This window comes from Ralstonia sp. UNC404CL21Col (genome assembly GCF_000620465.1).
Lineage (GTDB): Bacteria > Pseudomonadota > Gammaproteobacteria > Burkholderiales > Burkholderiaceae > Ralstonia > Ralstonia flatus.
Genome location: NZ_JIBE01000008.1, coordinates 50,482 through 72,496, shown reverse-complemented (window position 1 = coordinate 72,496; position 22,015 = coordinate 50,482). Strand labels below are relative to the sequence as shown.

21 protein-coding genes and 1 tRNA gene are annotated in these 22,015 nt (G+C 64.5%); 11 read left to right on the top strand and 11 right to left on the bottom strand.

Features of this window, described 5'->3' with window-relative positions; translation table 11 throughout:
• Nucleotides 1-29: 29 nt before the first annotated feature.
• From N511_RS0116775 to N511_RS0116765, 3 genes are read right to left on the bottom strand one after another with little or no spacing between them, the layout of a single operon-like run.
• Nucleotides 30-2,069: an ATP-binding protein gene (locus tag N511_RS0116775; protein WP_027680341.1), complete on the bottom strand. Its 2,040-nt coding sequence runs from the start codon at nt 2,067-2,069 to the stop codon at nt 30-32.
• Nucleotides 2,066-2,332 carry a PP0621 family protein gene (locus N511_RS0116770; protein ID WP_027680340.1) on the bottom strand — a complete coding sequence of 89 codons (267 nt, stop codon included), beginning with the start codon at nt 2,330-2,332 and terminating at the stop codon, nt 2,066-2,068. The genes N511_RS0116775 and N511_RS0116770 overlap by 4 nt, the downstream gene beginning before the upstream one ends.
• 45 nt (nt 2,333-2,377) lie before the next feature.
• Complete coding sequence (locus N511_RS0116765; RefSeq protein WP_027680339.1) at nt 2,378-3,289, bottom strand: cytochrome C assembly family protein; 912 nt, start codon at nt 3,287-3,289, stop codon at nt 2,378-2,380.
• A gap of 173 nt (nt 3,290-3,462) precedes the next feature.
• Here N511_RS0116765 and ffh point away from each other — a divergent pair, with 173 nt between their 5' ends.
• Together ffh and N511_RS0116755 are read left to right on the top strand one after the other, a co-directional pair.
• Nucleotides 3,463-4,878, top strand: a complete 1,416-nt coding sequence (gene ffh, locus N511_RS0116760; protein ID WP_027680338.1) for a signal recognition particle protein — start codon at nt 3,463-3,465, stop codon at nt 4,876-4,878.
• A gap of 68 nt (nt 4,879-4,946) precedes the next feature.
• Nucleotides 4,947-5,495, top strand: coding sequence for a hypoxanthine-guanine phosphoribosyltransferase (locus tag N511_RS0116755; RefSeq protein WP_012762948.1), 549 nt, complete (start codon nt 4,947-4,949; stop codon nt 5,493-5,495).
• A gap of 65 nt (nt 5,496-5,560) precedes the next feature.
• On the opposite strand, the gene N511_RS0116750 is transcribed toward N511_RS0116755, so the two are convergent.
• The 4 genes from N511_RS0116750 to N511_RS0116735 form a co-directional block, all read right to left on the bottom strand.
• The gene (locus N511_RS0116750; RefSeq protein WP_012436452.1) at nt 5,561-6,154 is read right to left on the bottom strand and encodes a MarC family protein; all 594 of its coding nucleotides are present in this window, start codon (nt 6,152-6,154) and stop codon (nt 5,561-5,563) included.
• A gap of 12 nt (nt 6,155-6,166) precedes the next feature.
• Nucleotides 6,167-7,033 (bottom strand): 2OG-Fe(II) oxygenase, encoded by an 867-nt coding sequence (locus N511_RS0116745; protein ID WP_027680337.1) that lies wholly within the window; start codon nt 7,031-7,033, stop codon nt 6,167-6,169.
• A gap of 66 nt (nt 7,034-7,099) precedes the next feature.
• Nucleotides 7,100-7,861 (bottom strand): lytic transglycosylase domain-containing protein, encoded by a 762-nt coding sequence (locus tag N511_RS0116740; protein WP_027680336.1) that lies wholly within the window; start codon nt 7,859-7,861, stop codon nt 7,100-7,102.
• A 22-nt stretch (nt 7,862-7,883) separates the two neighbouring features.
• Nucleotides 7,884-9,608, bottom strand: a complete 1,725-nt coding sequence (locus N511_RS0116735; RefSeq protein WP_027680335.1) for a proline--tRNA ligase — start codon at nt 9,606-9,608, stop codon at nt 7,884-7,886.
• A 220-nt stretch (nt 9,609-9,828) separates the two neighbouring features.
• Between N511_RS0116735 and N511_RS0116730 the strand changes: the two genes are divergently transcribed.
• Together N511_RS0116730 and N511_RS0116725 are read left to right on the top strand one after the other, a co-directional pair.
• Entirely contained in the window at nt 9,829-10,536 is a 708-nt protein-coding gene (locus N511_RS0116730; RefSeq protein ID WP_027680334.1) for an RNA pyrophosphohydrolase, read from the top strand.
• Between the two features lie 5 nt (nt 10,537-10,541).
• On the top strand, nt 10,542-11,174 hold the full coding sequence (locus N511_RS0116725) for a CNP1-like family protein (protein ID WP_027680333.1): 633 nt from the start codon (nt 10,542-10,544) through the stop codon (nt 11,172-11,174).
• Nucleotides 11,175-11,269: 95 nt separating this feature from the next.
• On the opposite strand, the gene proB is transcribed toward N511_RS0116725, so the two are convergent.
• The 4 genes from proB to rplU form a co-directional block, all read right to left on the bottom strand.
• Complete coding sequence (gene proB, locus N511_RS0116720; RefSeq protein WP_197032064.1) at nt 11,270-12,394, bottom strand: glutamate 5-kinase; 1,125 nt, start codon at nt 12,392-12,394, stop codon at nt 11,270-11,272.
• Between the two features lie 33 nt (nt 12,395-12,427).
• The gene (gene obgE / locus N511_RS0116715; protein ID WP_027680331.1) at nt 12,428-13,522 is read right to left on the bottom strand and encodes a GTPase ObgE; all 1,095 of its coding nucleotides are present in this window, start codon (nt 13,520-13,522) and stop codon (nt 12,428-12,430) included.
• 196 nt (nt 13,523-13,718) lie between these two features.
• Nucleotides 13,719-13,979, bottom strand: coding sequence for a 50S ribosomal protein L27 (gene rpmA, locus N511_RS0116710; RefSeq protein ID WP_009241587.1), 261 nt, complete (start codon nt 13,977-13,979; stop codon nt 13,719-13,721).
• 37 nt (nt 13,980-14,016) lie between these two features.
• Nucleotides 14,017-14,328 (bottom strand): 50S ribosomal protein L21, encoded by a 312-nt coding sequence (rplU, locus tag N511_RS0116705; protein WP_004633023.1) that lies wholly within the window; start codon nt 14,326-14,328, stop codon nt 14,017-14,019.
• A 332-nt stretch (nt 14,329-14,660) separates the two neighbouring features.
• Between rplU and ispB the strand changes: the two genes are divergently transcribed.
• The 7 genes from ispB (at nt 14,661) to coaE (ending at nt 21,945) form a co-directional block, all read left to right on the top strand.
• On the top strand, nt 14,661-15,590 hold the full coding sequence (gene ispB, locus N511_RS0116700; RefSeq protein ID WP_050775659.1) for an octaprenyl diphosphate synthase: 930 nt from the start codon (nt 14,661-14,663) through the stop codon (nt 15,588-15,590).
• Between the two features lie 26 nt (nt 15,591-15,616).
• Nucleotides 15,617-15,693, top strand: a tRNA-Pro gene (locus N511_RS0116695).
• 171 nt (nt 15,694-15,864) lie between these two features.
• Nucleotides 15,865-17,139 carry an HlyC/CorC family transporter gene (locus N511_RS0116690; protein WP_027680330.1) on the top strand — a complete coding sequence of 425 codons (1,275 nt, stop codon included), beginning with the start codon at nt 15,865-15,867 and terminating at the stop codon, nt 17,137-17,139.
• A 259-nt stretch (nt 17,140-17,398) separates the two neighbouring features.
• Nucleotides 17,399-19,126 carry a type IV-A pilus assembly ATPase PilB gene (pilB, locus tag N511_RS0116685; RefSeq protein WP_027680329.1) on the top strand — a complete coding sequence of 576 codons (1,728 nt, stop codon included), beginning with the start codon at nt 17,399-17,401 and terminating at the stop codon, nt 19,124-19,126.
• A 44-nt stretch (nt 19,127-19,170) separates the two neighbouring features.
• The gene (locus N511_RS0116680) at nt 19,171-20,436 is read left to right on the top strand and encodes a type II secretion system F family protein (protein ID WP_027680328.1); all 1,266 of its coding nucleotides are present in this window, start codon (nt 19,171-19,173) and stop codon (nt 20,434-20,436) included.
• Nucleotides 20,436-21,317 (top strand): prepilin peptidase, encoded by an 882-nt coding sequence (locus N511_RS0116675; protein ID WP_037027089.1) that lies wholly within the window; start codon nt 20,436-20,438, stop codon nt 21,315-21,317. The genes N511_RS0116680 and N511_RS0116675 overlap by 1 nt, the downstream gene beginning before the upstream one ends.
• A gap of 13 nt (nt 21,318-21,330) precedes the next feature.
• Nucleotides 21,331-21,945: a dephospho-CoA kinase gene (gene coaE, locus N511_RS0116670; RefSeq protein WP_027680326.1), complete on the top strand. Its 615-nt coding sequence runs from the start codon at nt 21,331-21,333 to the stop codon at nt 21,943-21,945.
• Nucleotides 21,946-22,015 lie beyond the last annotated feature (70 nt).

Here is a 22,015-nt window from a genome sequence, read left to right as displayed (position 1 = left end):
AAGATCGGCGGAAATGCGCGGCCGGCGGACTATTCCGTTACGGCCAAGGCAGGTTGGTCAAACATCAGGGTGATAACGAAGGCGCGGCGCGGCAACGTGTCGCGCGCCTCCATGGTCAACGCTCCGGTGCGATCGAGCAAGGACTCCAGCGCGATGGCGCCGTAGCGGATCTGCGCATCGTTGGCGCTACACAACTCGCGCGCCATGTAGAGGCCCAGGCCAGTGCCTTGGGCGTCATTCGTGAAGAACGGCTCGAACAGGCTGCGTTGCTGCTCGGTAGGCACTTCGGGCCCGTCGTTCCAGATCACGAGTTCAGCGTGGGTGTCGTCCAGCGCGTAGGCCGCGAGTTGGATCGAGCCGGGAACGCGGCGGCAATAACGCAGCGCGTTGTCGAGCATGTTGCCCACCACCTGCTGCAACTGCGCCGGGTCGAACAGCACTGGCTTGTCCAGGTCGACCGCCACGCGCACGAGGTTCGGGTTGATCTCGGTGGCTTCGCCTGCCCGGCGCAGGGCCTCGGCACGCCAGCGGTCGACGACCTCCGGCAACACCTGCGCCAGTTGCACGCGCACGCGTTCGCCGCGCGGGCGGCGCGAGAGCATCAGCACGTCGGCAACCACCTGGTCGAGCCGCCGCACGTTGTCGCGGATGATGCGCAGCAGGCGCGTCTCTACGCCGCCGCTTTCCGGCCGCATGTGTGCGCCGCCCTCCTGACCGTCGCCCGGATCGTCCAGCAGTTCGGCGGCCTGGCTGATTGCCGCCAGCGGATTGCGGATCTGATGCGCGACGCTCGCCACCAGCCGCCCCATCGACGCCAGCTTTTCCTGCTGCGCCTGCTCCGCCACACGCTCCCAGCTTTCCACGTGGACCAGCACGGTGTCGTGCAACTCGTGGCGCAAGAACGCTTCGTCATCCACCGACCAGCCCTGCGTGATCGCGTCGGCCGATGGAATGCGCGCACGCATCTCGCCGCCCTCGCCCGGCAGGCCCAGACCGATCGAGCTGACCAGGCTGTCCATGTAGACGCTGCGCAGGTTGGCCAGGCTCGGCAGGATGAAGCGCAGGCGCAGGCGGGCGCTCAACATGGCGCGGCCTGCGCGGCCGCCCGCAGCGATGGGCAGCAGGTCCAGGATGCGCGGTGCATCGTCGTCGCCGGTGCCATCGGCGGGACGGCTCTTGCGGCGCAGCCACTGGCGCAGCGTTTCGAGCAACGGGCGCAGGTGCGGCACGTCCTTCAGGTCGAACAACATCGCGCCGCTGCCGACAAAGGCGCTCTGCGGCACACCGAGCAGCATGGCTGCGGCCGGGTTCGCCGCAACGACGCGGCCATCGGCGCGCACGAGCATCACGCCGTCCTGCATGTCGTAGACCATCAGGCGATTGACGAGCTGCTGCAGGCGCAGCTCGCGCTCGCGGGCCATCGTCAACCGTTCCTGAGCGATCTGGCGATGCGACAGGCCGTACATCATCGACGCGGCCATCATGTAGACCAGGCCGTACAGCCCAGCGGATGCCAGGCCCGGCGCAATCACGCCGTCGTTGAGCATCTGCAGGAACGGATCGGCCAGCACCACGATGGACGCCACGGCCGCGGTGAACAGCGCAAACAGCAGGCTGGTGAGCGCGCCGGCAGCCAGCACCGGCATCAGCAGCACCATCGCCACGCTGGCCGACAGGCGCGAGAGCGTGGCATACGCCAGCCCGAGGAACAGCAGATCGAGCACGACATCCAGCCGCACCCGGAATTGGAAGCGGGTGCGCCACCAGCCGGCTGCAGCCAGGATCAGCAAGGCCATCGCCAGATAGGGCAGCGTCAGGCTGAGGAGCGTGTCGCCATTGGGCAGGCCCACTGCCTCGTTGTGCTCGCGCGGCACCATGACGAACAGCAACAGCACCAGGGCCACGGCGGCGCGGCTGAAGGCGAAATAGCGCAGCAGGCGCCACTGGAATTCAGGCGGATCGGGCTCCAGCCAGACCGATCGCAAGGCACGCCAGGCGTTCAGGCGCGAGAGCAGGCTGCGCGCGCCGGACGGCGTTGCCCGCGCGGCACCCGACGCTTCGGGCGTCATGCGTTGCCCCGGTCAGCATGCTCGGGGCAGCGATAGCGGCCGCCCGCCAGCGCGATCATGCCGGTGCGCGGCGCGTGCACGCCGCATACCGCGCATTGCTCGATCGGTTGGGAGGCCTGAGGCTCAGGCGTGCGCTTGGCCGTGCGCTGTTCACGCGGGGCGCCCTGCTCCTGCCCCGAAGCGCGGGACGAACGCGTCCCCAGGCGGCTCAACCACCACCAGCCGGCGAGCAGCATCAGGATCAGCAGGACAGGACGGGACATGGAGAACAGACAGGGACAAGTAACGGCGCAGGCGCCAGGATTGCGCTAGGCGCGATGCAGGATGACTTCGAGCACGAACCGGCTGCCGACGTACGCCAGCAGCAGAACCGCAAAGGCGGCCATCACCCAGCGCAGCGCCACGCGGCCGCGCCAGCCGCGGAAACGCCGACCGACCAGGATGCCGCCGAACATGGCCCATGACAACACGGCGAAGATGTTCTTGTGATCGAAATGGAAGGCGCTGTGGAACAGCTGTTCGGAGAACAGCACGCCCGACGCGATCGTCAGCGTCAACAGGACAAACCCCGCGCCGATCAGGCGGAACAGGAGTTTTTCGAGCGTCAGCAGCGGTGGCAGCAGATCCAGCCAGCGGCTGAACCAGCTTGCCTGGGCGGGGCGGTTGATGGTGTGCAGGCGGCGCTCGGCGGCCAGCATGAGGATGGCGTGGAATGCCGCCAGCGTGAACAGGCCGTAGGCGACGTTGGCGATGGCGAAGTGCAGCTTGAACAGCGCGCTGGCTGCATAGCCGAGAATCTGCGTGCCCGGAAAGGCCAAGGGCAACAGGCTGCCGACCAGCGCCACGGGCATCACCAGCAGCCCGAGGCCCGCCAGTGAAAAGAACAGGCTTTCGATCCAGAAAATGCCGACACCAAGCCAGAGCATGGCCGACAGCGCATAGGCAAAGCCGAACACCATGGCGCTGGCCGGGAAAATCGTCTCGTGCAGCAAGAGCCCGTGCGCGACCAGGGCCGCCAGCAAGCCCCAACGCCACCAGCTCGGGACGGTATCGGCGGCGCCCGGAGGCGGCGGCACGAGCACCGTCGAGCCCGGCAACTGACCACCCGCCGCCATGGCTCCCGCTGCGGCCTGGGTACCCAACCCACCGCGTCGCGCCCACGCTACCGAAGCGAGGATGCCGTAGAGAAGCGCCGTCAGCGCATACAGTACAATTGCCATTTGCACAGTTTACCGCAGCGCACCCCGGTTTTGGCTGGGGCCCGCCCCCGCCGAAAGCCTCGTCGGGCGGCAACGCAACATGCGCGCATTAAGCACATTCCCAGCCGGTGCGAGCCAAACGCGCGCCGGCCGTCTCTTCATCCCGTCCCCAATTCCGGATTCCTGTCACTGTCATGCTGGATAACCTGACCCAACGGCTCGCGCGCGTGGTCAAGACCATGCGCGGCGAAGCGCGCCTGACCGAAGCCAACACCGCCGAGATGCTGCGCGAAGTTCGCATGGCACTGCTCGAAGCCGACGTGGCGCTGCCGGTCGTGCGCGAGTTCATTGCCCGCGTCAAGGAAAAGGCGCTCGGCGAAGACGTCATCACCAGCCTTTCGCCAGGCCAGGCGCTGGTCGGCATCGTGCAGCGCGAGCTGACGGCCATCATCGGCGGCCAGGAAGCGCTGGAAGGCGTCGGCAGCAACATCATGGGCGGCCGCGCGGCCGAGCTGAACCTCAACGTCACGCCGCCCGCAATCATCCTGATGGCCGGCCTGCAGGGCGCCGGCAAGACCACCACGGTCGGCAAGCTCGCCAAGTGGCTCAAAGAGAACAAAAAGAAGAAAGTGCTGACGGTGTCGTGCGACGTGTATCGCCCCGCCGCCATCGCGCAGTTGAAGACCGTTTCCGAGCAGGTCGGCGCAGACTTCTTCCCCTCGCAGCCCGACCAGAAGCCGGTAGACATTGCCGCCGCAGCGCTGGACTGGGCCAAGAAGCATTATCACGACGTGCTGATCGTCGATACGGCCGGCCGCCTCGGTATCGACGAGGCGATGATGCAGGAGATCGCCGCGCTGCACGCCCGGCTGAAGCCGGCCGAAACGCTGTTCGTGGTCGACGCGATGCTCGGCCAGGATGCCGTCAACACCGCCAAGGCGTTCAACGACACCCTGCCGCTGACCGGCGTGGTGCTGACCAAGCTCGACGGCGATGCGCGCGGTGGCGCGGCGCTGTCGGTGCGTCACATCACGGGTAAGCCGATCAAGTTCGTCGGTGTGGCCGAAAAGCTCGACGGGCTGGAGCCGTTCTACCCCGACCGCATGGCCCAGCGGATTCTGGGCATGGGCGACATCCTCGCGCTGGTGGAAGAAGCCCAGCGCGGTGTCGACATGGAAGAGGCGCAGAAGCTTGCCGCCAAGATCAAGAAGACCGGCGGCTTCGACCTCGAAGATTTCAAGGCGCAGATCGGCCAGATGAAAAAGATGGGCGGCCTGGGCAGCCTGATGGACAAGCTGCCGGCGCAGCTCGCGCAGCAGGCGCAAGGTGCCAACATGGATCAGGCCGAAAAGCAGGTCCGCCGCATGGAAGGCATCATCAACAGCATGACGGCTGCCGAGCGCGCCAAGCCTGAACTCATCAAGGCTAGCCGCAAGCGCCGCATTGCCGCGGGCGCGGGCGTCCAGGTGCAGGAAGTCAACCGTCTGCTCAACCAATTCGAGCAGATGCAAGGCATGATGAAAAAGCTCAAAGGCGGCGGCATGATGAAGATGATGCGCGCCATGGGCGGCATGAAAGGCGGCATGAAGGGGCTGTTCGGCGGCCGCTGAGCGGGCTACCCTCGTTCCTGAATCGCACTTTTGATCGACACACCGAACCGTTTCACCGAACTGACACGATGCTGAGCGCAGAACAGGCCCGCGAACTCTGGGCCAACTCCGAAGAAATCGTCAGCGAAGACGCCGTGCGCGGCTCGCTGGACCGCATGGCCGAAGAGATCACCGAGAAGATCGGCGACACGTTCCCGATGGTGCTGTCGGTGATGGGCGGCGCGGCCGTCTTTACCGGCATGCTGCTGCCCAAGCTGGCCTTCCCGCTGGAGTTCGACTACATCCACCTCTCGCGCTACAACAACACGACGGTGGGCGGCGAGATGCAGTGGCGCGTGGCGCCGCGCGAGTCGGTCAAGGGCCGTACGGTGCTGGTGCTCGACGACATCCTCGACGAAGGCGAGACGATGGCCGCCATCCGCTCGCGCATCATCGACATGGGTGCCGCCGAGTTCTACTCCGCCGTGCTGTGCGAGAAGACGCTCAGCAAGTCCAAGCCGCTGTACCCCGACTTCTGCGGCTTCAACGTGCCTGACCGCTACGTGTTCGGCTGCGGCATGGACGCCAAGGGCTACTGGCGCAACCTGCCGACCATCCGCGCGCTCAAGAACACCTGACGCAGCACCGCGGCAAGCAAAAAGGGCGACACCTCAGTCGCCCTTTTTTGTTGCCCGCGCGTGGTTCAGAGTTGATGCGCGAAGGTGCGGATGCCCTTCAGGAGCATCTCCACCGAGATCGCCACCAGGATCAGCCCCATCAGCCGCTCGAACGCCATCACCGTGCGCTCCCCCACGAGGCGCTGGATGTGCGTGGCGCTCAGCAACACCACCGCGCACACGGCCATCGTCGCGCATAGCGAGCCGACCCAGGTCCACATGCGGCCCGGCGCCTGCGACACCAGCAGCATCACCGTGGCCATCGCCGACGGCCCCGCGATGGCCGGAATCGCCAGCGGCACGATGAAGGGCTCGCCCGTGGGCTGCGACTCGGCAGCGCCTTCACGCGGAAAGATCATCCGCAGCGCGATCAGGAAGAGCACGATGCCGCCTGCAATCTGCAGCGACATGTCGGTCAGGCTCATCATGCGCAGAAAGCTCTCGCCGAAGAACATGAAGACGAGCAGCAGCACGAACGCAATGCCGACCTCGCGCAGCACGACGCGGTTGCGGCGCTCGGGGGCGACCGGCCGCAGCGCCGAGATGAAGATCGGAATGTTGCCGAGCGGATCGGTGATCAGCACCAGCAGGACGGTCGCCGAGAGAAACGTGTACTCCATCGCCGACGTCGATCAGGCGCCGCGACGATAGGGACGTTCACGCAGCCATTTGGTGGCGATCCACTTCTCGCCACGCTCGACCGGCAGGCCGGCGTGCAGCGTGTCTTCATCCAGCGTGCCGTCGGGCCGCTTGTAGACGAAGAAGACGGCGTTGCCCTTGACCGGCGCCACCTCCAGCCCGAGCTTCGGAAAGCCCGTCGCGCCGCCCGCCTGCACGCTGTTGAGGTAGATGACCATGGTCGCCACGCGCTGACCGCCCACTTCGAGCTGGCGCGCCTCGCCGCTGCGGCCCGGGTTGAAGAAATCGAAGTGCGGCTGATATTCGCCGCCGGGCTGGTAGTTCAGCACCTGAAAGCCCTCGCCGTGCTCGACCGGCACGCCCACGGCCTGCGCGATGCGCGCTTCAATCTTGGCAATCAGCGGATGCTCGCCGACCTGGAACATCCCGCCCTGGCTTGTCCGGGCCGAGATCAGATTTTCCTCGCCCGTATCCGGATTCACGACGGGCGAACGCTTGAGGCGATTGCGCCCGATCGCGATCAGCTCGTCACACTCCTGGTCCGACAGAAAGTGCTGAAACAGCACGATGCGCGGCGTCTCGATTGCGAACAGGATCGGAATGTCGCCATCGGCGGTATGCACAGCATTGCTGTTTTCGACCGCCTGATCGGCAGCCGGCGTCGGCGCGGGCACCACCACGGGGGCGGGTGCGCGAGCAGTCAGCGCCTCATCGACGACACGGCGCGCGAAAGCGCGGTCGTAGCCGGATTGCACCATCGAAGCCACCAGGGATTCGGCCTCGAAACCTTCGGTCACGTGACGCTGCAGCCAGTCGCGCAGCGCGTCAGACATGGTCGCGTACGGTTGGGTGGTGGACATGCGGGATGGAGATGCGGGCGAGCGAGAGATGGCCCTATTGTAGGCCGACCGCCCGCCGACTGAAGATCACGAACCGCCAGCCGGACCGCCAGCAATACGCAGCGGCGAGAACGGATTGCGCGCCGGCACTTCCGGCAACGCCTTGGCACGCGGTGCGGGCACGGAAGGCTCGGCAGGCACCGGCGCCGACACCGTCATCGCACTCGACTCCTGATATTGCCAGCGCTTCCACGCAGCAAGCACGGCATTCGGATACTGCGGCTGGCCACGGCTACCGTTGTAGCGACCCAGCGCCAGGTACAGATTGCCGCCTTCCATGTCGAGGTAATGACGCAGGATCGTGCAGCCGTAGCGCAGGTTGCTCTGCAGATGGAAGAGCTTGCGGGAGTCGTTGTCGCCGATGCTGCGCGTCCAGAACGGCATGACCTGCATCAGGCCCATCGCACCGGCGCTGCTGATGGCGTATTTGCGAAAGCCGCTTTCCACCTGGATGAGCCCGAGCACCAGCGCCGGGTCCAGGCCAGCGCGCTTGGCCTCGTAATACGCCGTCTCGATCAGTTCGACGCGTACCGACGCCTGCGGAATCTTGCCCGACATGCGCACCGACATCTCGGCCAGCCAGCGCAGGTAGCCGAGTTGCTCGTCGTTGCTGGCAAATACCGGGCGCAGCGGGCGGCTGTCGGCCACCGCAGCAGACAATGCGCTGCGCACGGAATCCGCCAGATATTCCTCTTTCTGGGCGCCTGCCCACGCCGCCTGCGTGCCTGCGAGCAACGCCCCGGCGCACAGCGCAGTGGCGATCCGGCGGGCAGAGAAGAAGCGGCGCATGCAGGTCGGTCCTGTTGTTGCGTTATTGCGCGAGACGCGCCTTCAGCGTGGCCAGCACGTCGGCCGGTGCCACGGCGGTCGCGGCTTCGTCGCGGCGGCCCTGGAATTCCAGCTTGCCTTCTTTGAGGCCGCGGTCGCCCACCACCACGCGGAACGGCACGCCGATCAGTTCCCAGTCGGCAAACATCGCGCCGGGGCGCTCGCCGCGGTCGTCCAGCATCACGTCGATGCCGGCGGCCACGAGTTCGGCGTGCAGGCGGTCGGCTTCTTCTCGCACGGCGTCGGAGCGGTCGTAGCCCACGGGGCAGATCACCACCTGGAACGGCGCGATCGACGCCGGCCAGATGATCCCGCGCGCATCGTAGTTCTGCTCGATGGCCGCCCCCAGGATGCGCGTGATGCCGATGCCGTAGCAGCCCATCACCATCGGCTGCGTCTTGCCGTTTTCATCGAGGAAGGTCGCGTTCATCGCCTCGGAGTAACGCGTGCCCAGCATGAAGACGTGACCGACTTCGATGCCGCGGCAGATCGCCAGCGTGCCCTTGCCGTCCGGTGAGGGATCGCCGGCCACCACGTTGCGCAGGTCGTAGACCTCCGGCTCGGGCAGGTCGCGGCCCCAGTTCACACCGGTGAAGTGGTAGTCCTCTTCGTTGGCGCCGACCACGAAATCGCTCATGGCAGCCGCCGTGCGATCGGCCACCACCTTCACGGGCACCTTGGTGCCGATCGGGCCGAGATAGCCAGGGCGCGTGCCGAATGCGCGCAGGATTTCGCCTTCGGTGGCGAAGCGGAAGTCGGCCAGGCCGGGCACCTTCGATGCCTTGACCTCGTTGAGTTCATGGTCCCCGCGCAGCAGCAGCAGCCAGATCTGGGGCTCGCCGCCCTCGACTTCGGTGGCCAGCACGATGGACTTGATCGTGCGCTGCAGCGGAATCCCCAGTTGCTCGGCAACGGCCTCGCACTTGGAGCGCCCAGGCGTGTGCGTCTTGGTGAGCGCCTCGGCGGCGGCACCACGCGGTGCGGCCGGGGCGACGGCTTCCGCGGCCTCGATGTTGGCGGCGTAGTCCGAATCCGGGCAATAGATGATGGCGTCTTCGCCCGTGTCGGCAATCACGTGGAATTCGTGCGAGCCCGACCCGCCGATGGCGCCGTTATCGGCGGCCACGGCGCGGAATTCCAGGCCGAAGCGCTGGAAGATGCGCGTGTAGGCGTCGTACATCTTCTGATACGACAGCTTCAGGCCTTCGGCGTCGCGGTCGAAGGAATATGCGTCCTTCATGGTGAATTCGCGGCCGCGCATGATGCCGAAACGCGGACGGCGCTCGTCACGGAACTTGGTCTGGATCTGGTAGAAATTGACCGGCAGCTGCTTGTACGAGCGGATTTCGGTGCGAGCGATGTCGGTCACCACCTCCTCCGACGTCGGCTGCATGACGAAGTCGCGCTCGTGGCGGTCCTTGAAGCGCAGCAGTTCGTCACCCATCTTGTCCCAGCGGCCGGTCTCCTGCCACAGTTCGCCCGGCTGCACGACCGGCATCAGCACCTCCACCGCACCGGCGGCATTCATTTCCTCACGCACGATCTGCTCGACCTTGCGGATCACGCGCAGACCCACGGGCATATACGTATAGAGGCCCGCGCCGAGCTTCTTGATCATGCCGGCACGCATCATCAACTTGTGCGAGACGATCTCCGCGTCAGCGGGCGCTTCCTTGAGCGTGGAAATGAAGAATTGGGACGCTTTCATGCGACTGACAATAAGGGATGACGCGGCCAACCAAAGCCGCGAAAACAAGGGCAAAAGCCACCGGAATCAGGAGATGAGACGAGGCGCCAGGCGCACATTCGCGCAATCGGCACCCCTCCCCCAGGAGGCGCGAGTGAGCGGCAACATTTCGGCTTCTGTGACAGCCGAGCGACGGGCCGCTCTATAATCGGCGTAATTCTAAAGTATTCGAGGTGCAGTCATGCTCGATCGTGAAGGCTTCCGCCCGAACGTCGGCATCATCCTCATCAACGCAAGAAACGAGGTGTTCTGGGGCAAGCGCATTGGCGAGCACTCCTGGCAGTTTCCACAAGGCGGCATCAAGTACGGCGAAACGCCCGAACAAGCGATGTTCCGCGAACTGCACGAAGAAGTCGGCCTGTTGCCAGAACACGTCCGGATCGTCGGTCGCACGCGCGACTGGCTGCGGTATGAGGTGCCGGACAAGTTCATCCGCCGCGAAATACGCGGCCACTATCGGGGCCAGAAACAGATCTGGTTCCTGCTGCGCATGGTCGGTCGCGACTGCGACATCCAGCTGCGCGCCACCGAGCATCCGGAATTCGATGCGTGGCGGTGGAGTCAGTACTGGGTACCGCTCGAGGCCGTCATCGAGTTCAAGCGCGAGGTGTATCAGCTGGCGTTGTCGGAGCTTTCGCGCTTCGTGCAGCGTCAGACCCGCGCGCCGCTCTCGCCCTACGGGCGGGGCGGCCAACACCGCGAGCGCGACGGACGTGATGGGCGCGATAGCCGTGAACGGTCCGGCCAGAGCGGCCGGAACGAGCAGTACGCCCAGCCGGCCCTGACCGTCACCACCACCACGACGGTCATCGTCGAGACGGTGAGCGTATCCGCGCCGGCCCCCTCCTCTCCCAACCCTGACGACACGGCTTCCAAGGACAATTCGTGAATCTGATGACGACGACACGTGGAGCGCACCGCGCTCTCGTGCCGCTCGCGCTGGCGGCTGCGCTGGCGCTGACGGCATGTGGCCATAACCGCACCGGTGACCTCGAAGACCGGCTGTTGATGGACCCGTTCAACGACAAGCCCTTCAAGGAAGACGCTGTCACGTTCCCGGCCCCGCCGGTCGACCGTGATGCCGTGCCGTTCGATGTGGGCGGCCGCGATGACTCGCCACTGCGCTTTGCGATCGATCCGAAATCGGTGTCGATCGGCAAGGACAACGTGGTTCGCTACACCGTGCTGATCACCAGCAAGACCGGCGCGCGCAACGTGAACTACGAAGGCCTGCGCTGCGACACGGCGGAACGACGCATCTACGCGACATTGCGCAACGACTCGAACCAGTGGGTCGGCAACCGCGCGGTCGACATGAACGAAACGGCGAATGCCGAATCGGCAAGCATGAACGCCTACAAGCCCGCGACGGATTGGCAACGCGTTGGCAATGGCGGGCCGACGGACTATGCGTCGGCGCTGATGCGCTCGTACTTCTGCGACGTGCGGTCCGTTGCCGGCGACGGGAAAGCGTCTACGCTGGTGCGCCGTCTCGGCGGGCAGGGCGGACGTTTTTACGGGCCCTAAGCAGCGCGCACCGGCGTGCCGTATGTGCGCCCCAAACACAAAGGCCAACCTCGCGAGGTTGGCCTTTGTGTTTGCATGCTCACTGAACGGCTGGATCAGAGCAGCACCAGGTTATCCCGGTGCACCAGCTCCGCGGCGCTGACGTAGCCAAGCACCGCCTCGATCTCCGACGATGCCTTGCGTGCGATCAGCCGCGCCTCGGCAGACGAATAGTTCGTCAGCCCGCGCGCCACTTCACGGCCCGCCGCGTCGACGCAAGAAATCACCTCGCCGCGCGCGAATTCGCCCTGCACTTCCGTCACGCCGATCGGCAGCAACGACTTGCCGCCGGCCGTGAGTTTTTCCACAGCACCGGCATCCAGCACCACGCGACCGCGCAACTGCAGGTGGTCGATCATCCACTGCTTGCGCGCCGCCATCCGCCCGGTCGGTGCGCGGAGTTGCGTGCCAATGGCCTCGCCGCTCGCCAGTCGCGCAAGCACATCAGCCTCACGACCGGACGCGATGATGGTGTGCGCGCCCGACTTGGCCGCACGCTTGGCAGCAAGAATCTTCGTCAGCATGCCGCCCTTGCCGATGCTCGAACCAGCGCCGCCGGCCATCTGTTCAAGGTCGGGCGTGCCGGCCTGCGCCTCGTCGACAAACCGGGCGCCAGGCTCCTTGCGCGGGTCGGCCGTATACAAGCCGCGCTGGTCTGTCAGGATGATGAGCGCATCGCCTTCGATCAGGTTGGTGACGAGCGCGCCCAGCGTGTCGTTGTCGCCGAACTTGATTTCATCGGTGACGACCGTGTCGTTCTCGTTGATGATCGGCACGACACCGAGGCTCAGCAGCGTGAGCAGCGTAGAACGTGCATTGAGATAGCGCTCGCGATCGGCCAGGTCACCATGCGTGAGCAGCACCTGCGCCGTGCGAATGCTGTGCCGCGCGAACTCGGATTCGTACACCTGCGCGAGCCCCATCTGCCCGACAGCGGCGGCGGCCTGCAGCTCGTGGATTTCCTTCGGACGCTTGGCCCAGCCCAAGCGCTGCATGCCCTCGGCGATGGCGCCTGAACTGACCAGCACGACTTCCTTGCCAGCCGCCCGTAGCGCCGCGATCTGCGCGGCCCAGCGGGCAATGGCAGCTTGGTCGAGGCCACGGCCGTCGTTGGTAACCAGGCTGGAACCGACCTTGACGACAAGGCGGCGCGCATCGGCAATCAGCGAATGCAGGGCCATGGTGGGCGTGTCTCCGAAGGATGTTTGTTGTGTTTACGCTTGATCGTCGTGGTCGACGTTGTGCAGGCTCGGGTCCAGACGCTGGTCAGGCGCGGCGGCGGCGGCATCTTCTTCGGCGCGCAGCTCGTCGAGGTATTCCTGAATCGCGTGGACAAGCGCCTGCGTGCCGTCGTGCGTCAACGCAGAAATGCGGTGCACCGGGCCCTTCCACTTGAAGCGCTTCACGAAGTCCTTCACGCGCGCTTCGCGTTCGTCCTCAGGCACCATGTCGAGCTTGTTGAGCACGAGCCAGCGCGGCTTGTCGAAGAGTTCAGCGTCGTATTTCTTCAGCTCGCCGACAATCGCCTTGGCTTCGGCCACCGGGTCGACGCTCTCGTCGAACGGGGCAAGATCGACCACATGCAGCAGCACGCGCGTGCGTTGCAGGTGCCGCAGGAACTGATGCCCCAGACCGGCACCTTCGGCTGCGCCCTCGATCAGGCCAGGAATGTCGGCCACCACGAACGATTTCGACGGGCCTGTCCGGACCACGCCCAGGTTCGGGTGCAGCGTCGTGAACGGGTAGTCGGCAATCTTCGGCCGCGCATTGGAAATGGCGGTGATCAGCGTCGACTTGCCGGCATTCGGCATGCCGAGCAGACCCACGTCGGCCAGCACCTTCAACTCCAGGCGCAGGTTGCGGCGCTCTCCGGCCTTGCCGTCGGTCTTCTGGCGCGGCGCACGGTTGGTGCTCGACTTGAAATGGATGTTGCCCCAGCCGCCCTCGCCGCCCTGCGCCAGGCACAGGCGCTGGCCGTCGACGGTCAGGTCGGCGATCAACTCTTCCGTGTCGGCATCGTAGATGGCCGTGCCCACAGGCATGCGCAGCGTGATGTCGTCGCCTGCAGCGCCGTAGCAGTCGGCACCACGGCCGTTTTCGCCGTTGCGCGCGAGATGCTTCTTTGCAAAGCGGTAGTCGATCAGGGTGTTGATGTTGCGGTCAGCCACGGCCCACACGCTGCCGCCCCGCCCACCGTCGCCGCCGTCCGGCCCGCCGAACGGGACGAATTTCTCGCGGCGCATCGAGGCGCTGCCGTTGCCGCCGTCACCAGCGATCACTTCAATCCGGGCTTCGTCGATGAACTTCATGGAGGTCTCCGCCCGTGCGGCGTGCGCACGGCAGGTAAAAAAGAAATCGGCGCCACTCGCGCCATTGCTAACAGAACGCGCCTGGAAACACACGCCAAGACCCAGCGTACCGCCCAGGATCAGGGTCGCGTTTTGTTAGCAGCCAGAAACGAAAAAGCCCCGCACGGGTGCGGGGCCTTTCTACTACAAGGCTGAATTAGGCCGCCGGAACAACATCGACGAACTGCTTCTTGCCTTCGCCGCGGGTGGCGAACTTCACGTGGCCATCGACCAGCGCGAAGAGGGTGTGGTCCTTGCCCATGCCCACGTTCACACCAGCGTGCGTGCGGGTGCCGCGTTGGCGAACGATGATGCCGCCAGCGTTGATGGCTTGGCCGCCGTACACCTTCACGCCCAGGCGCTTCGACTCGGAATCGCGGCCGTTCCGTGTGGAACCGCCGCCTTTTTTCTGTGCCATGACTGAACTCCTATCCGGTTACGTAGACGACGCAGCCTTAGGCCACGATCGAGTCGATACGCAACTCGGTGTAATTTTGACGATGCCCTTGGCGCTTTTGATAGTGCTTACGACGGCGCATCTTGAAGATGTGCACTTTGTCGTGACGACCGTGGGAGATGACGGTGGCTTTGACGGCAGCCCCGCTCACCAGCGGCGCACCAACCTTGAGTTGGTCGCCGGCGCCCACTGCGAGCACCTGGTCAAGCGTGATTTCTGCGCCAACGTCCGCCGGTATCTGTTCTACTTTCAGTTTTTCGCCAGCAGCAACCTTGTATTGCTTACCGCCGGTTTTTACGACCGCGTACATTGTCGGACCTCGATAAAAGAACTAAAACGTGACTCTTGTGCCACTCGCCGCCTGCATGCGCAGACAACGGACACAGAGAACTCGCAACTATACAAGAAAACTCAAGCAAATCAAAGACTAATCGCACGGCCGGGGTGCGGCGCCCGCGCAACGGGCCGTCCCGCCATGCGCGTTCCAGCCTGTCGGCTGGCAAACCGTGCTTGCTCTATAATCTCGCGGCTTTTTGCGCAGCAACGATTGCGCGCAAGTCGACTATCAGCCACACGTTTCTGCCGGAATTCGCCTTGACCCAGACCTCCGCCTCCGTCCTGCTCGCCCCTGTCGCTGAAGACATGCGCGCCGTCGATGCCGTGATCCGCCGCCGCCTGGGCTCGGAGGTGGTGCTGATCAACCAGATCGGCGAATACATCATCAGCGCCGGCGGCAAGCGGCTGCGCCCCGTCATTCTGCTGCTGGTGGCGAATGCGCTCGGTTACAAGGGCGAGCATCAGCACGAACTGGCTGCCGTGGTCGAGTTCATCCACACCGCCACGCTCCTGCACGACGACGTGGTCGACGAATCCGACCTGCGCCGCGGCCGCAAGACCGCCAACGCGGTATTTGGCAACGCCGCGAGCGTGCTGGTGGGCGACTTTCTGTATTCGCGCGCCTTCCAGATGATGGTGCAGGCCAACAGCATGCGCATCATGCAAATTCTGGCCGACGCGACCAACATCATCTCCGAAGGCGAAGTTCTGCAGCTGCTGAACATGCACGATCCGGACGTGACGGAAGAGCGCTACCTGCAGGTCATCCGCTATAAGACCGCCAAGCTATTCGAAGCCGCCGCGCAGATCGGCGCGGTGCTCTCGGGCGCAGACGCCGCGACCGAAGAAGCCGCGGCTGAATACGGCCGCCGCATCGGCACCGCGTTCCAGATCGTCGACGACCTGCTCGACTACACGTCCACCGCCGACCAGATGGGCAAGAACGCTGGCGACGACCTGCGCGAAGGCAAACCAACGCTGCCGCTCATCCATCTGCTATCGAACGGCACGGAAGAACAGCGTGCGCTGGTGCGCCAGGCCATCGAGCAAGGCGGCACGGAACATTTCGACGCCATCTTCGCGGCCATCCAGGCTTCCGGCGCGCTGGAGTACACGCGCCAGGCCGCCGAGCGCGAAGCCGCTGCCGCCGAAGCAGCAGCAAACGCATTACCCCCTTCCCTTTTCCGTCAGACGCTGATAGACTTGTGTGCTTTCTCGCTGCAACGTCAGTCTTGACACGCACGAGATCTGCGAAGAAGCATCGGGGTGTAGCTTAGCCTGGTAGAGCGCTACGTTCGGGACGTAGAGGCCGGAGGTTCGAATCCTCTCACCCCGACCAGAAATTCCCTTGTCGATCAAGGACATCAAGCCCAGCAAATTGCTGGGCTTTTTTGTTTCTGAACGACCACCCGAGGGGAATCTGCATTAGCAGCATGAGCAACGGCCGCCCACATCGGCGCGACAAACCCCTCTGTTATAGTGGGCACTTCGCCGCCCCTCCTCTCCTGCCTTGGACTCTTGGCCGCTCTGGGCACAAATCGGCGCCGTCGTGCTGCTGTTGTGCTGCTCCGCCTTCTTCTCGATTTCCGAAACCGCGATGATGGCGCTCAACCGCCATCGCCTGCGGCATCTTGCCAAGTCCAATGTATCGGGCGCGCGCAATACACAGCAGTTGCTCGGTCAGACTGACAAGCTGCTCTCGCTCATCCTGATCGGCAACAACCTGATCAACACCGCCGTGCCGGTGCTGATCACCACCCTGGCAATCCACTACTTCGGCAACAACGGAACGACGCTGTCGATCGCCACGGCCATCGTCGCGTTTCTAATCATCGTGTTCGCCGAGATCGCTCCGAAGATCGTGGGCGCGACCTACCCCGAACGCGTTGCGTTTCCCGCCAGCTTCATCATCAAGCCGCTGATGCAGGTTTCGACGCCGCTGGTCGCGGTGGTCAACGCGTTCGCCATGGGGGTGCTGCGGCTGGTGCGCATCAATACGCGCAAGGCGCCGGAACAACGCATGTCGACCGAGGAACTGCGCACGCTGGTCTTGGAATCAGGCAATTTCATCCCGCACAAGCACCGCAGCATCCTGCTCAACCTGTTCGATCTGGACGCCATCACCGTTGACGACGTGATGACGCCGCGCGCGCGGGTGGAGTCGCTCGACCTGTCGCGCCCGATCGAGGAGGTCATCCAGCAGCTCGAAACCTGCTATCACAACAAGCTGCCCGTGTTCGAGCAGGACAGCGATCAGGTGATCGGCATCCTGCACGTGCGCAAGGCGCTGTCGCTGCTCGGGCACACCGAACTTACGCACGACGATTTTCGCCACCTGCTGGCCGAGCCGTACTTCGTCCCAAGCGGCACGCCCGTTTTCCGCCAACTACAGTACTTTCAGGAGAACCGCCGCCGCCTCGGGCTGATCGTCAATGAATACGGCGACATGCTTGGGTTGGTCACGCTGGAAGACATCATCGAAGAGATGATTGGCGAGTTCACCACCACGCTGCCCAACGCCGGCAAGCTGGCCTGGGACAAGGAAGGCACCTATCTTGCGGATGCGGGGATGTCGCTGCGAGACCTGAACCGCCGTCTGGGCCTCAGCCTGCCGACGGACGGTCCAAAGACGCTCAACGGGCTGGTGCTGGAAGTGCTGGAAGAGATTCCGGAGGCGACGGTCAGCGTGAAGATTGCGAACTGCGTGATGGATATCGTGCAGATGGACAGCCAGTCGATCCGCACGGTACGGCTGCATCAGCCGCCGCAACCCAAGCGTAGTTGACGCCACACTCAGGTCCGAGCGCTTCAGTTGGAGCGGTTTTCTGCCGATATGGCACAAATGCAAGCTGCGCTTTGATGTGCGCTTTACAAATGCAGGGGCGGTCGGCAAACTGCCCCGGTTCCGGGCACCACCCCCCACGAATGGGTGGGGTACCGGCTGCAGAACATAGAACAATCGCCTTGGGGGGCGAGCGAGCGCTGGAGGCAGTGGGGCCCGGCGCGCGCTGAAATGGTCAGCTTCAGCCTGACGGACTGGACTCATGACACTCGGACTCGCTCTAGCGCAGAGCCGGCGGATCGCGCCGACGTTACTCACTCAGCTCGAACAGAGCGCGCGTGAAAAACGCACGCAGTTGATCGACGAACTGGTGGGCAGCGGGATCATGAGTGCGCACGACCTTGCCGTGTTTGTTGCCGGCAAGTACCAGATGCCGCTGCTCGACCTTGCGCAGTACAAGCTCGACACCGTGCCGGCCGTGCTGTCTGCCAACAAGCACTTCGCCCAGCTGCGCCTGTTGCCGCTGGGCCGGCGCGAAAATCGCCTCATCCTCGCCACGTCGGACCCGAGCGACCCGAAGCCGATCGAAGAGCTGCGTCAGAAAATGAACGTGGCCATCGAAACAGTCGTCGTCGAACATGACAAGCTGGTGCGCCAGCTGAGCCTCGCCAACGAGGCGCCGGCCGAGATCAAGTCACTCTTCCCCAAGCAGGAAGCCACGCAGATCGAGTACGACCCAGGCGCCGCAGCCGCCACGCGTCGCACCACGCCCGACGGCATCGACGATGCGCCCGTGGTGCGCTTCCTGCAGAAGCTCTTTACCGAAGCCCTGCTGCGCGGCGCGTCGGACTTGCATTTCGAGCCGTTTGAAACGTTTTACCGCGTGCGTTTCCGCATCGACGGCATCCTCGCGCAGGTCGCGCAGCCGCCGCTCGATATCCGCGACAAGATCGCGACCCGCATCAAGGTGCTTTCGCGCCTGGACATCTCGGAAAAGCGCGTGCCGCAAGACGGCCGCATGAAGCTGCTCATCACGGTCCCGAAAGACCGCAAGGACAAGGACAACAAAGAGACGATCGAACGCGCCATCGACTTCCGGGTGTCGACGCTGCCGACGCTGTTCGGCGAGAAGATCGTGATCCGGATCTTGGAGTCGTCCACCGAGCGGCTCGATATCGACCAGCTCGGCTACGAGCCCGAGCAAAAGCAGCTGCTGCTGGACGTGATCAAGCGCCCGTACGGGATGGTGCTGGTGACAGGCCCGACGGGCTCAGGCAAAACGGTGTCGCTGTACACCTTCCTGAACCGCCTGAACCAGGGCGACATCAACATTTCCACGGCCGAAGACCCGGCGGAAATCCAGTTACCCGGCATCAACCAGGTCAACGTGAACGACAAGGCGGGGCTGACGTTCGCGGCGGCGCTGAAGTCGTTCCTGCGGCAGGATCCGGACATCATCATGGTGGGCGAAATCCGGGATCTGGAAACGGCCGATATCTCGATCAAGGCTGCGCAGACCGGTCACTTGGTGTTTTCGACGCTGCACACCAACGATGCGCCGACCACCCTGACCCGCCTGATGAACATGGGCGTGGCGCCGTTCAACATCGCGTCGTCGGTGCTGCTGATCACGGCGCAGCGCTTGGCGCGACGGCTGTGCAAGGAATGCAAGAAGCCTGGTCCGCTGCCCAAGGAAACGCTGCTCGACGCAGGTTTCACCGAAGCCGATCTCGACGGCTCATGGCAGCCGTATCACCCGGTCGGTTGCGAGGTCTGCAACGGCAGCGGTTACAAAGGCCGGGTCGGCATCTACCAGGTCATGCCGATTACCGAGGCGATCCAGGAAATCATTCTCACGCACGGCACGGCGCTGCAGATCGCCGAGCAGGCGCGCAAGGAAGGCGTGCTGTCGCTGCGCGAATCGGGCTTGCGAAAAGTGAAGCAGGGGCTGACTTCCCTTGAGGAAGTGCTGGCCACCACGAACCAATAACCTTCTCGATCAATCGTTCCCATACCGGGGGGTAGGAACCAACCATGGCCACACGAGCACCTGCCGCAAACCGCGCGGCCGCCGCGCCGGCACGAAAGACCGCCAAGACCAAGGCGCCCACGCAGTACATCTTCGAGTGGGAAGGCAAAGATCGGAAGGGCAAGATCTTCAAGGGCGAGATGCGCGCCGAGAGCATCACCGAGGTGAATGCCATCCTGCGCAAGCAAGGCCTGTCGATCACCAAATCGAAACGCCGCCGCGCGGCCCGCGGCAAGAAGATCACGCCGAAGGACGTGGCGTACTTCACGCGCCAGCTCTCGACGATGCTGAAGGCCGGCGTGCCGCTGCTGCAGTCGGTCGACATCATCGCGAAGGGCCATGCCAACCCGAACTTCACGCAGTTGCTAACGGAAATCCGTGTCGATATCGAGTCGGGCAGCAGCATGGCGCAAGCCTTCCGCCGTCATCCGAAGTACTTCGACACGCTGTACTGCAACCTGATCGACGCCGGTGAACAGGGCGGTATTCTGGATGCCCTGCTCGAGCGGCTTTCGCTGTACATGGAGAAGTCGATCGCGCTGAAGGCGCAGATCAAGTCCGCGATGATCTACCCGATCTCGGTGCTGACGGTGGCTTTCCTGGTGACGGTGGTGCTGATGATTTTTGTGGTGCCAGCGTTTAAGGGCGTGTTTTCCAGCTTCGGCGCCACGCTGCCGGCCCCAACACTGGTGGTGATGGGCATCTCCGACTTCTTTGTGCAATGGTGGTACATCATCATTTTTGCACCCCTCATCGGCATCGTGCTGTTCATGCGCGCGTTCAAGCGCTCGGAGAACGTGCAGCGCTCCACGCACCGCTGGATTCTGCGCATGCCGATCTTCGGCAGCATCATCCGCAAGGCCACCATCGCCCGCTGGACGCGTACGCTGGCCACGATGTTCGCGGCAGGCACACCCCTCGTGGAATCAATGGAGTCGGTGGCTGGCGCGGCCGGTAACTGGGTCTACCATGACGCGACGATCGAAATTCAACAAGCCGTACGCATCGGTACGAGCCTGACCAACGCCATGCAGGCGACACACGTGTTCGACAACATGGTGCTGCAGATGACGCAGATCGGTGAGGAATCCGGTGCGCTCGACAGCATGCTGCTCAAGGTTGCAGAGTTTTACGAGCGCGAGGTGGACGATGCGGTGGCTAACATCTCGGCGCTGATCGAGCCGATCATCATCGTGATTCTGGGCGTGCTGATCGGCGGCATGGTGGTGGCAATGTACCTGCCGATCTTCAAGCTGGGGCAGGTGGTCTGATGCCGGAGCTGTTTGTCATTCCCACGCTGGCGCAACTGCCGGCGTGGTTTGTGATCGCGATCGGCGCGCTCGTCGGCTTGCTGGTCGGCAGCTTTCTCAACGTGGTGATTCACCGCCTGCCGCGCATGATCGAGCGGGAAGAAGCCAACTACATCGCCGAGTTGCGCGAAGAACCGCTGCCTCACCCCGACGCATACAACCTGGTCGTCCCGCGCTCGGCGTGCCCGTCGTGCGGTCACCAGATCAAGGCGATCGAGAATATTCCCGTATTGAGCTGGCTGGCGCTGCGCGGCCGCTGCAGTGCCTGCAAAACACCCATCTCGTGGCGCTATCCCGCAGTGGAGTTGGTCACGGGGCTGCTGACCGCGGCCTGCCTATGGCACTTCGGCCCCACGTGGGTCGCGGTGGCGTCGGCGGTGCTGCTGTGGTTCCTGATCGCGGGCACGATGATCGACGCAGACACGCAGCTGTTGCCCGACGCCGTCACCCAGCCGCTGCTCTGGCTCGGCCTGGGCGTGAATCTGTTCGGCATGTTCGCGCACCTGCACGACGCGGTGATTGGCGCGATGGCCGGCTACCTGTTCCTGTGGTCGATCTACTGGGCCTACAAGCTGCTGCGCGGTCGCGAAGGCATGGGCTACGGCGACTTCAAGCTGATGGCCGCACTGGGCGCGTGGTTCGGTTGGCAGGCGCTGCCGCTGCTCGTGCTGCTGTCGTCGGTCGTGGGACTGGTGTTTGGGCTGGTGCGCATTGCGCGCGGCGCGACGAGCGAATCGCCGTTCTCGTTCGGACCGTTCATTGCCGGCGCCGGCGTGATCGCACTGCTGGCCGGCCCGCAGTTGCTCATGCTGGCAGGCCTCGGCCCCCTGCTTGCGCCATAAGGGCACGATCAGCATGCGCGTGATCGGCCTGACCGGCGGCATCGGCAGCGGCAAGAGCTACGTGGCGGATCGCCTTGCGGAGCGCGGTGCCGCCATCGTTGACACCGACGCCATCGCCCATGAAATCACCGCGCCGGGCGGCGCCGCCATCCCGAAGCTGGTCGAAACATTCGGCGCTGGCATCCTGCGCGCAGACGGCGCCATGGACCGCGATGCCATGCGCGCCCTCGCCTTCTCGGACGCCACGGCCAAATCGCGACTGGAGCAGATCACGCATCCGCTCATCCGCGAGATTGCGCTGTCGCGTGGGGCCGCCGCGCAGGCATCGGGCGCGCATCCGTACCTCGTCTACGTCGTCCCGCTGTTGGTGGAATCCCTGGCCGGGCATCACAGCTGGCGCTCGCTGGTCGATCGCATTCTGGTGGTCGATTGCCCCGTTGAGACACAGATTGCCCGCGTGATGGCTCGGAACGGCCTGCCGCGCGCCCAAGTGGAAGCCATCATCGCCCGTCAGGCTTCACGCGAAGCGCGCCTCGCCGCCGCCGACGACGTGATCGACAACAGCGGTACGCTGGCCGACCTTGTGCCGCAGATCGACCGTCTGGACCCAGCCTACCGGTCGAACTGAAACGCGCTGAAAGTTGCGGTCACATCCCTTTGCATTGTGATGAGCGAGGGTCTCGCATAGAATGCGGGCA

Coding starts and splice junctions, on each gene's coding strand:
- N511_RS0116775 (WP_027680341.1), bottom strand. CDS start 2,069: ATGACGCCCGAAGCGTCGGGTGCCGCGCGGGCAACGCCGTCCGGCGCG.
- N511_RS0116770 (WP_027680340.1), bottom strand. CDS start 2,332: ATGTCCCGTCCTGTCCTGCTGATCCTGATGCTGCTCGCCGGCTGGTGG.
- N511_RS0116765 (WP_027680339.1), bottom strand. CDS start 3,289: ATGGCAATTGTACTGTATGCGCTGACGGCGCTTCTCTACGGCATCCTC.
- ffh (WP_027680338.1), top strand. CDS start 3,463: ATGCTGGATAACCTGACCCAACGGCTCGCGCGCGTGGTCAAGACCATG.
- N511_RS0116755 (WP_012762948.1), top strand. CDS start 4,947: ATGCTGAGCGCAGAACAGGCCCGCGAACTCTGGGCCAACTCCGAAGAA.
- N511_RS0116750 (WP_012436452.1), bottom strand. CDS start 6,154: ATGGAGTACACGTTTCTCTCGGCGACCGTCCTGCTGGTGCTGATCACC.
- N511_RS0116745 (WP_027680337.1), bottom strand. CDS start 7,033: ATGTCCACCACCCAACCGTACGCGACCATGTCTGACGCGCTGCGCGAC.
- N511_RS0116740 (WP_027680336.1), bottom strand. CDS start 7,861: ATGCGCCGCTTCTTCTCTGCCCGCCGGATCGCCACTGCGCTGTGCGCC.
- N511_RS0116735 (WP_027680335.1), bottom strand. CDS start 9,608: ATGAAAGCGTCCCAATTCTTCATTTCCACGCTCAAGGAAGCGCCCGCT.
- N511_RS0116730 (WP_027680334.1), top strand. CDS start 9,829: ATGCTCGATCGTGAAGGCTTCCGCCCGAACGTCGGCATCATCCTCATC.
- N511_RS0116725 (WP_027680333.1), top strand. CDS start 10,542: ATGACGACGACACGTGGAGCGCACCGCGCTCTCGTGCCGCTCGCGCTG.
- proB (WP_197032064.1), bottom strand. CDS start 12,394: ATGGCCCTGCATTCGCTGATTGCCGATGCGCGCCGCCTTGTCGTCAAG.
- obgE (WP_027680331.1), bottom strand. CDS start 13,522: ATGAAGTTCATCGACGAAGCCCGGATTGAAGTGATCGCTGGTGACGGC.
- rpmA (WP_009241587.1), bottom strand. CDS start 13,979: ATGGCACAGAAAAAAGGCGGCGGTTCCACACGGAACGGCCGCGATTCC.
- rplU (WP_004633023.1), bottom strand. CDS start 14,328: ATGTACGCGGTCGTAAAAACCGGCGGTAAGCAATACAAGGTTGCTGCT.
- ispB (WP_050775659.1), top strand. CDS start 14,661: ATGCGCGCCGTCGATGCCGTGATCCGCCGCCGCCTGGGCTCGGAGGTG.
- pilB (WP_027680329.1), top strand. CDS start 17,399: ATGACACTCGGACTCGCTCTAGCGCAGAGCCGGCGGATCGCGCCGACG.
- N511_RS0116680 (WP_027680328.1), top strand. CDS start 19,171: ATGGCCACACGAGCACCTGCCGCAAACCGCGCGGCCGCCGCGCCGGCA.
- N511_RS0116675 (WP_037027089.1), top strand. CDS start 20,436: ATGCCGGAGCTGTTTGTCATTCCCACGCTGGCGCAACTGCCGGCGTGG.
- coaE (WP_027680326.1), top strand. CDS start 21,331: ATGCGCGTGATCGGCCTGACCGGCGGCATCGGCAGCGGCAAGAGCTAC.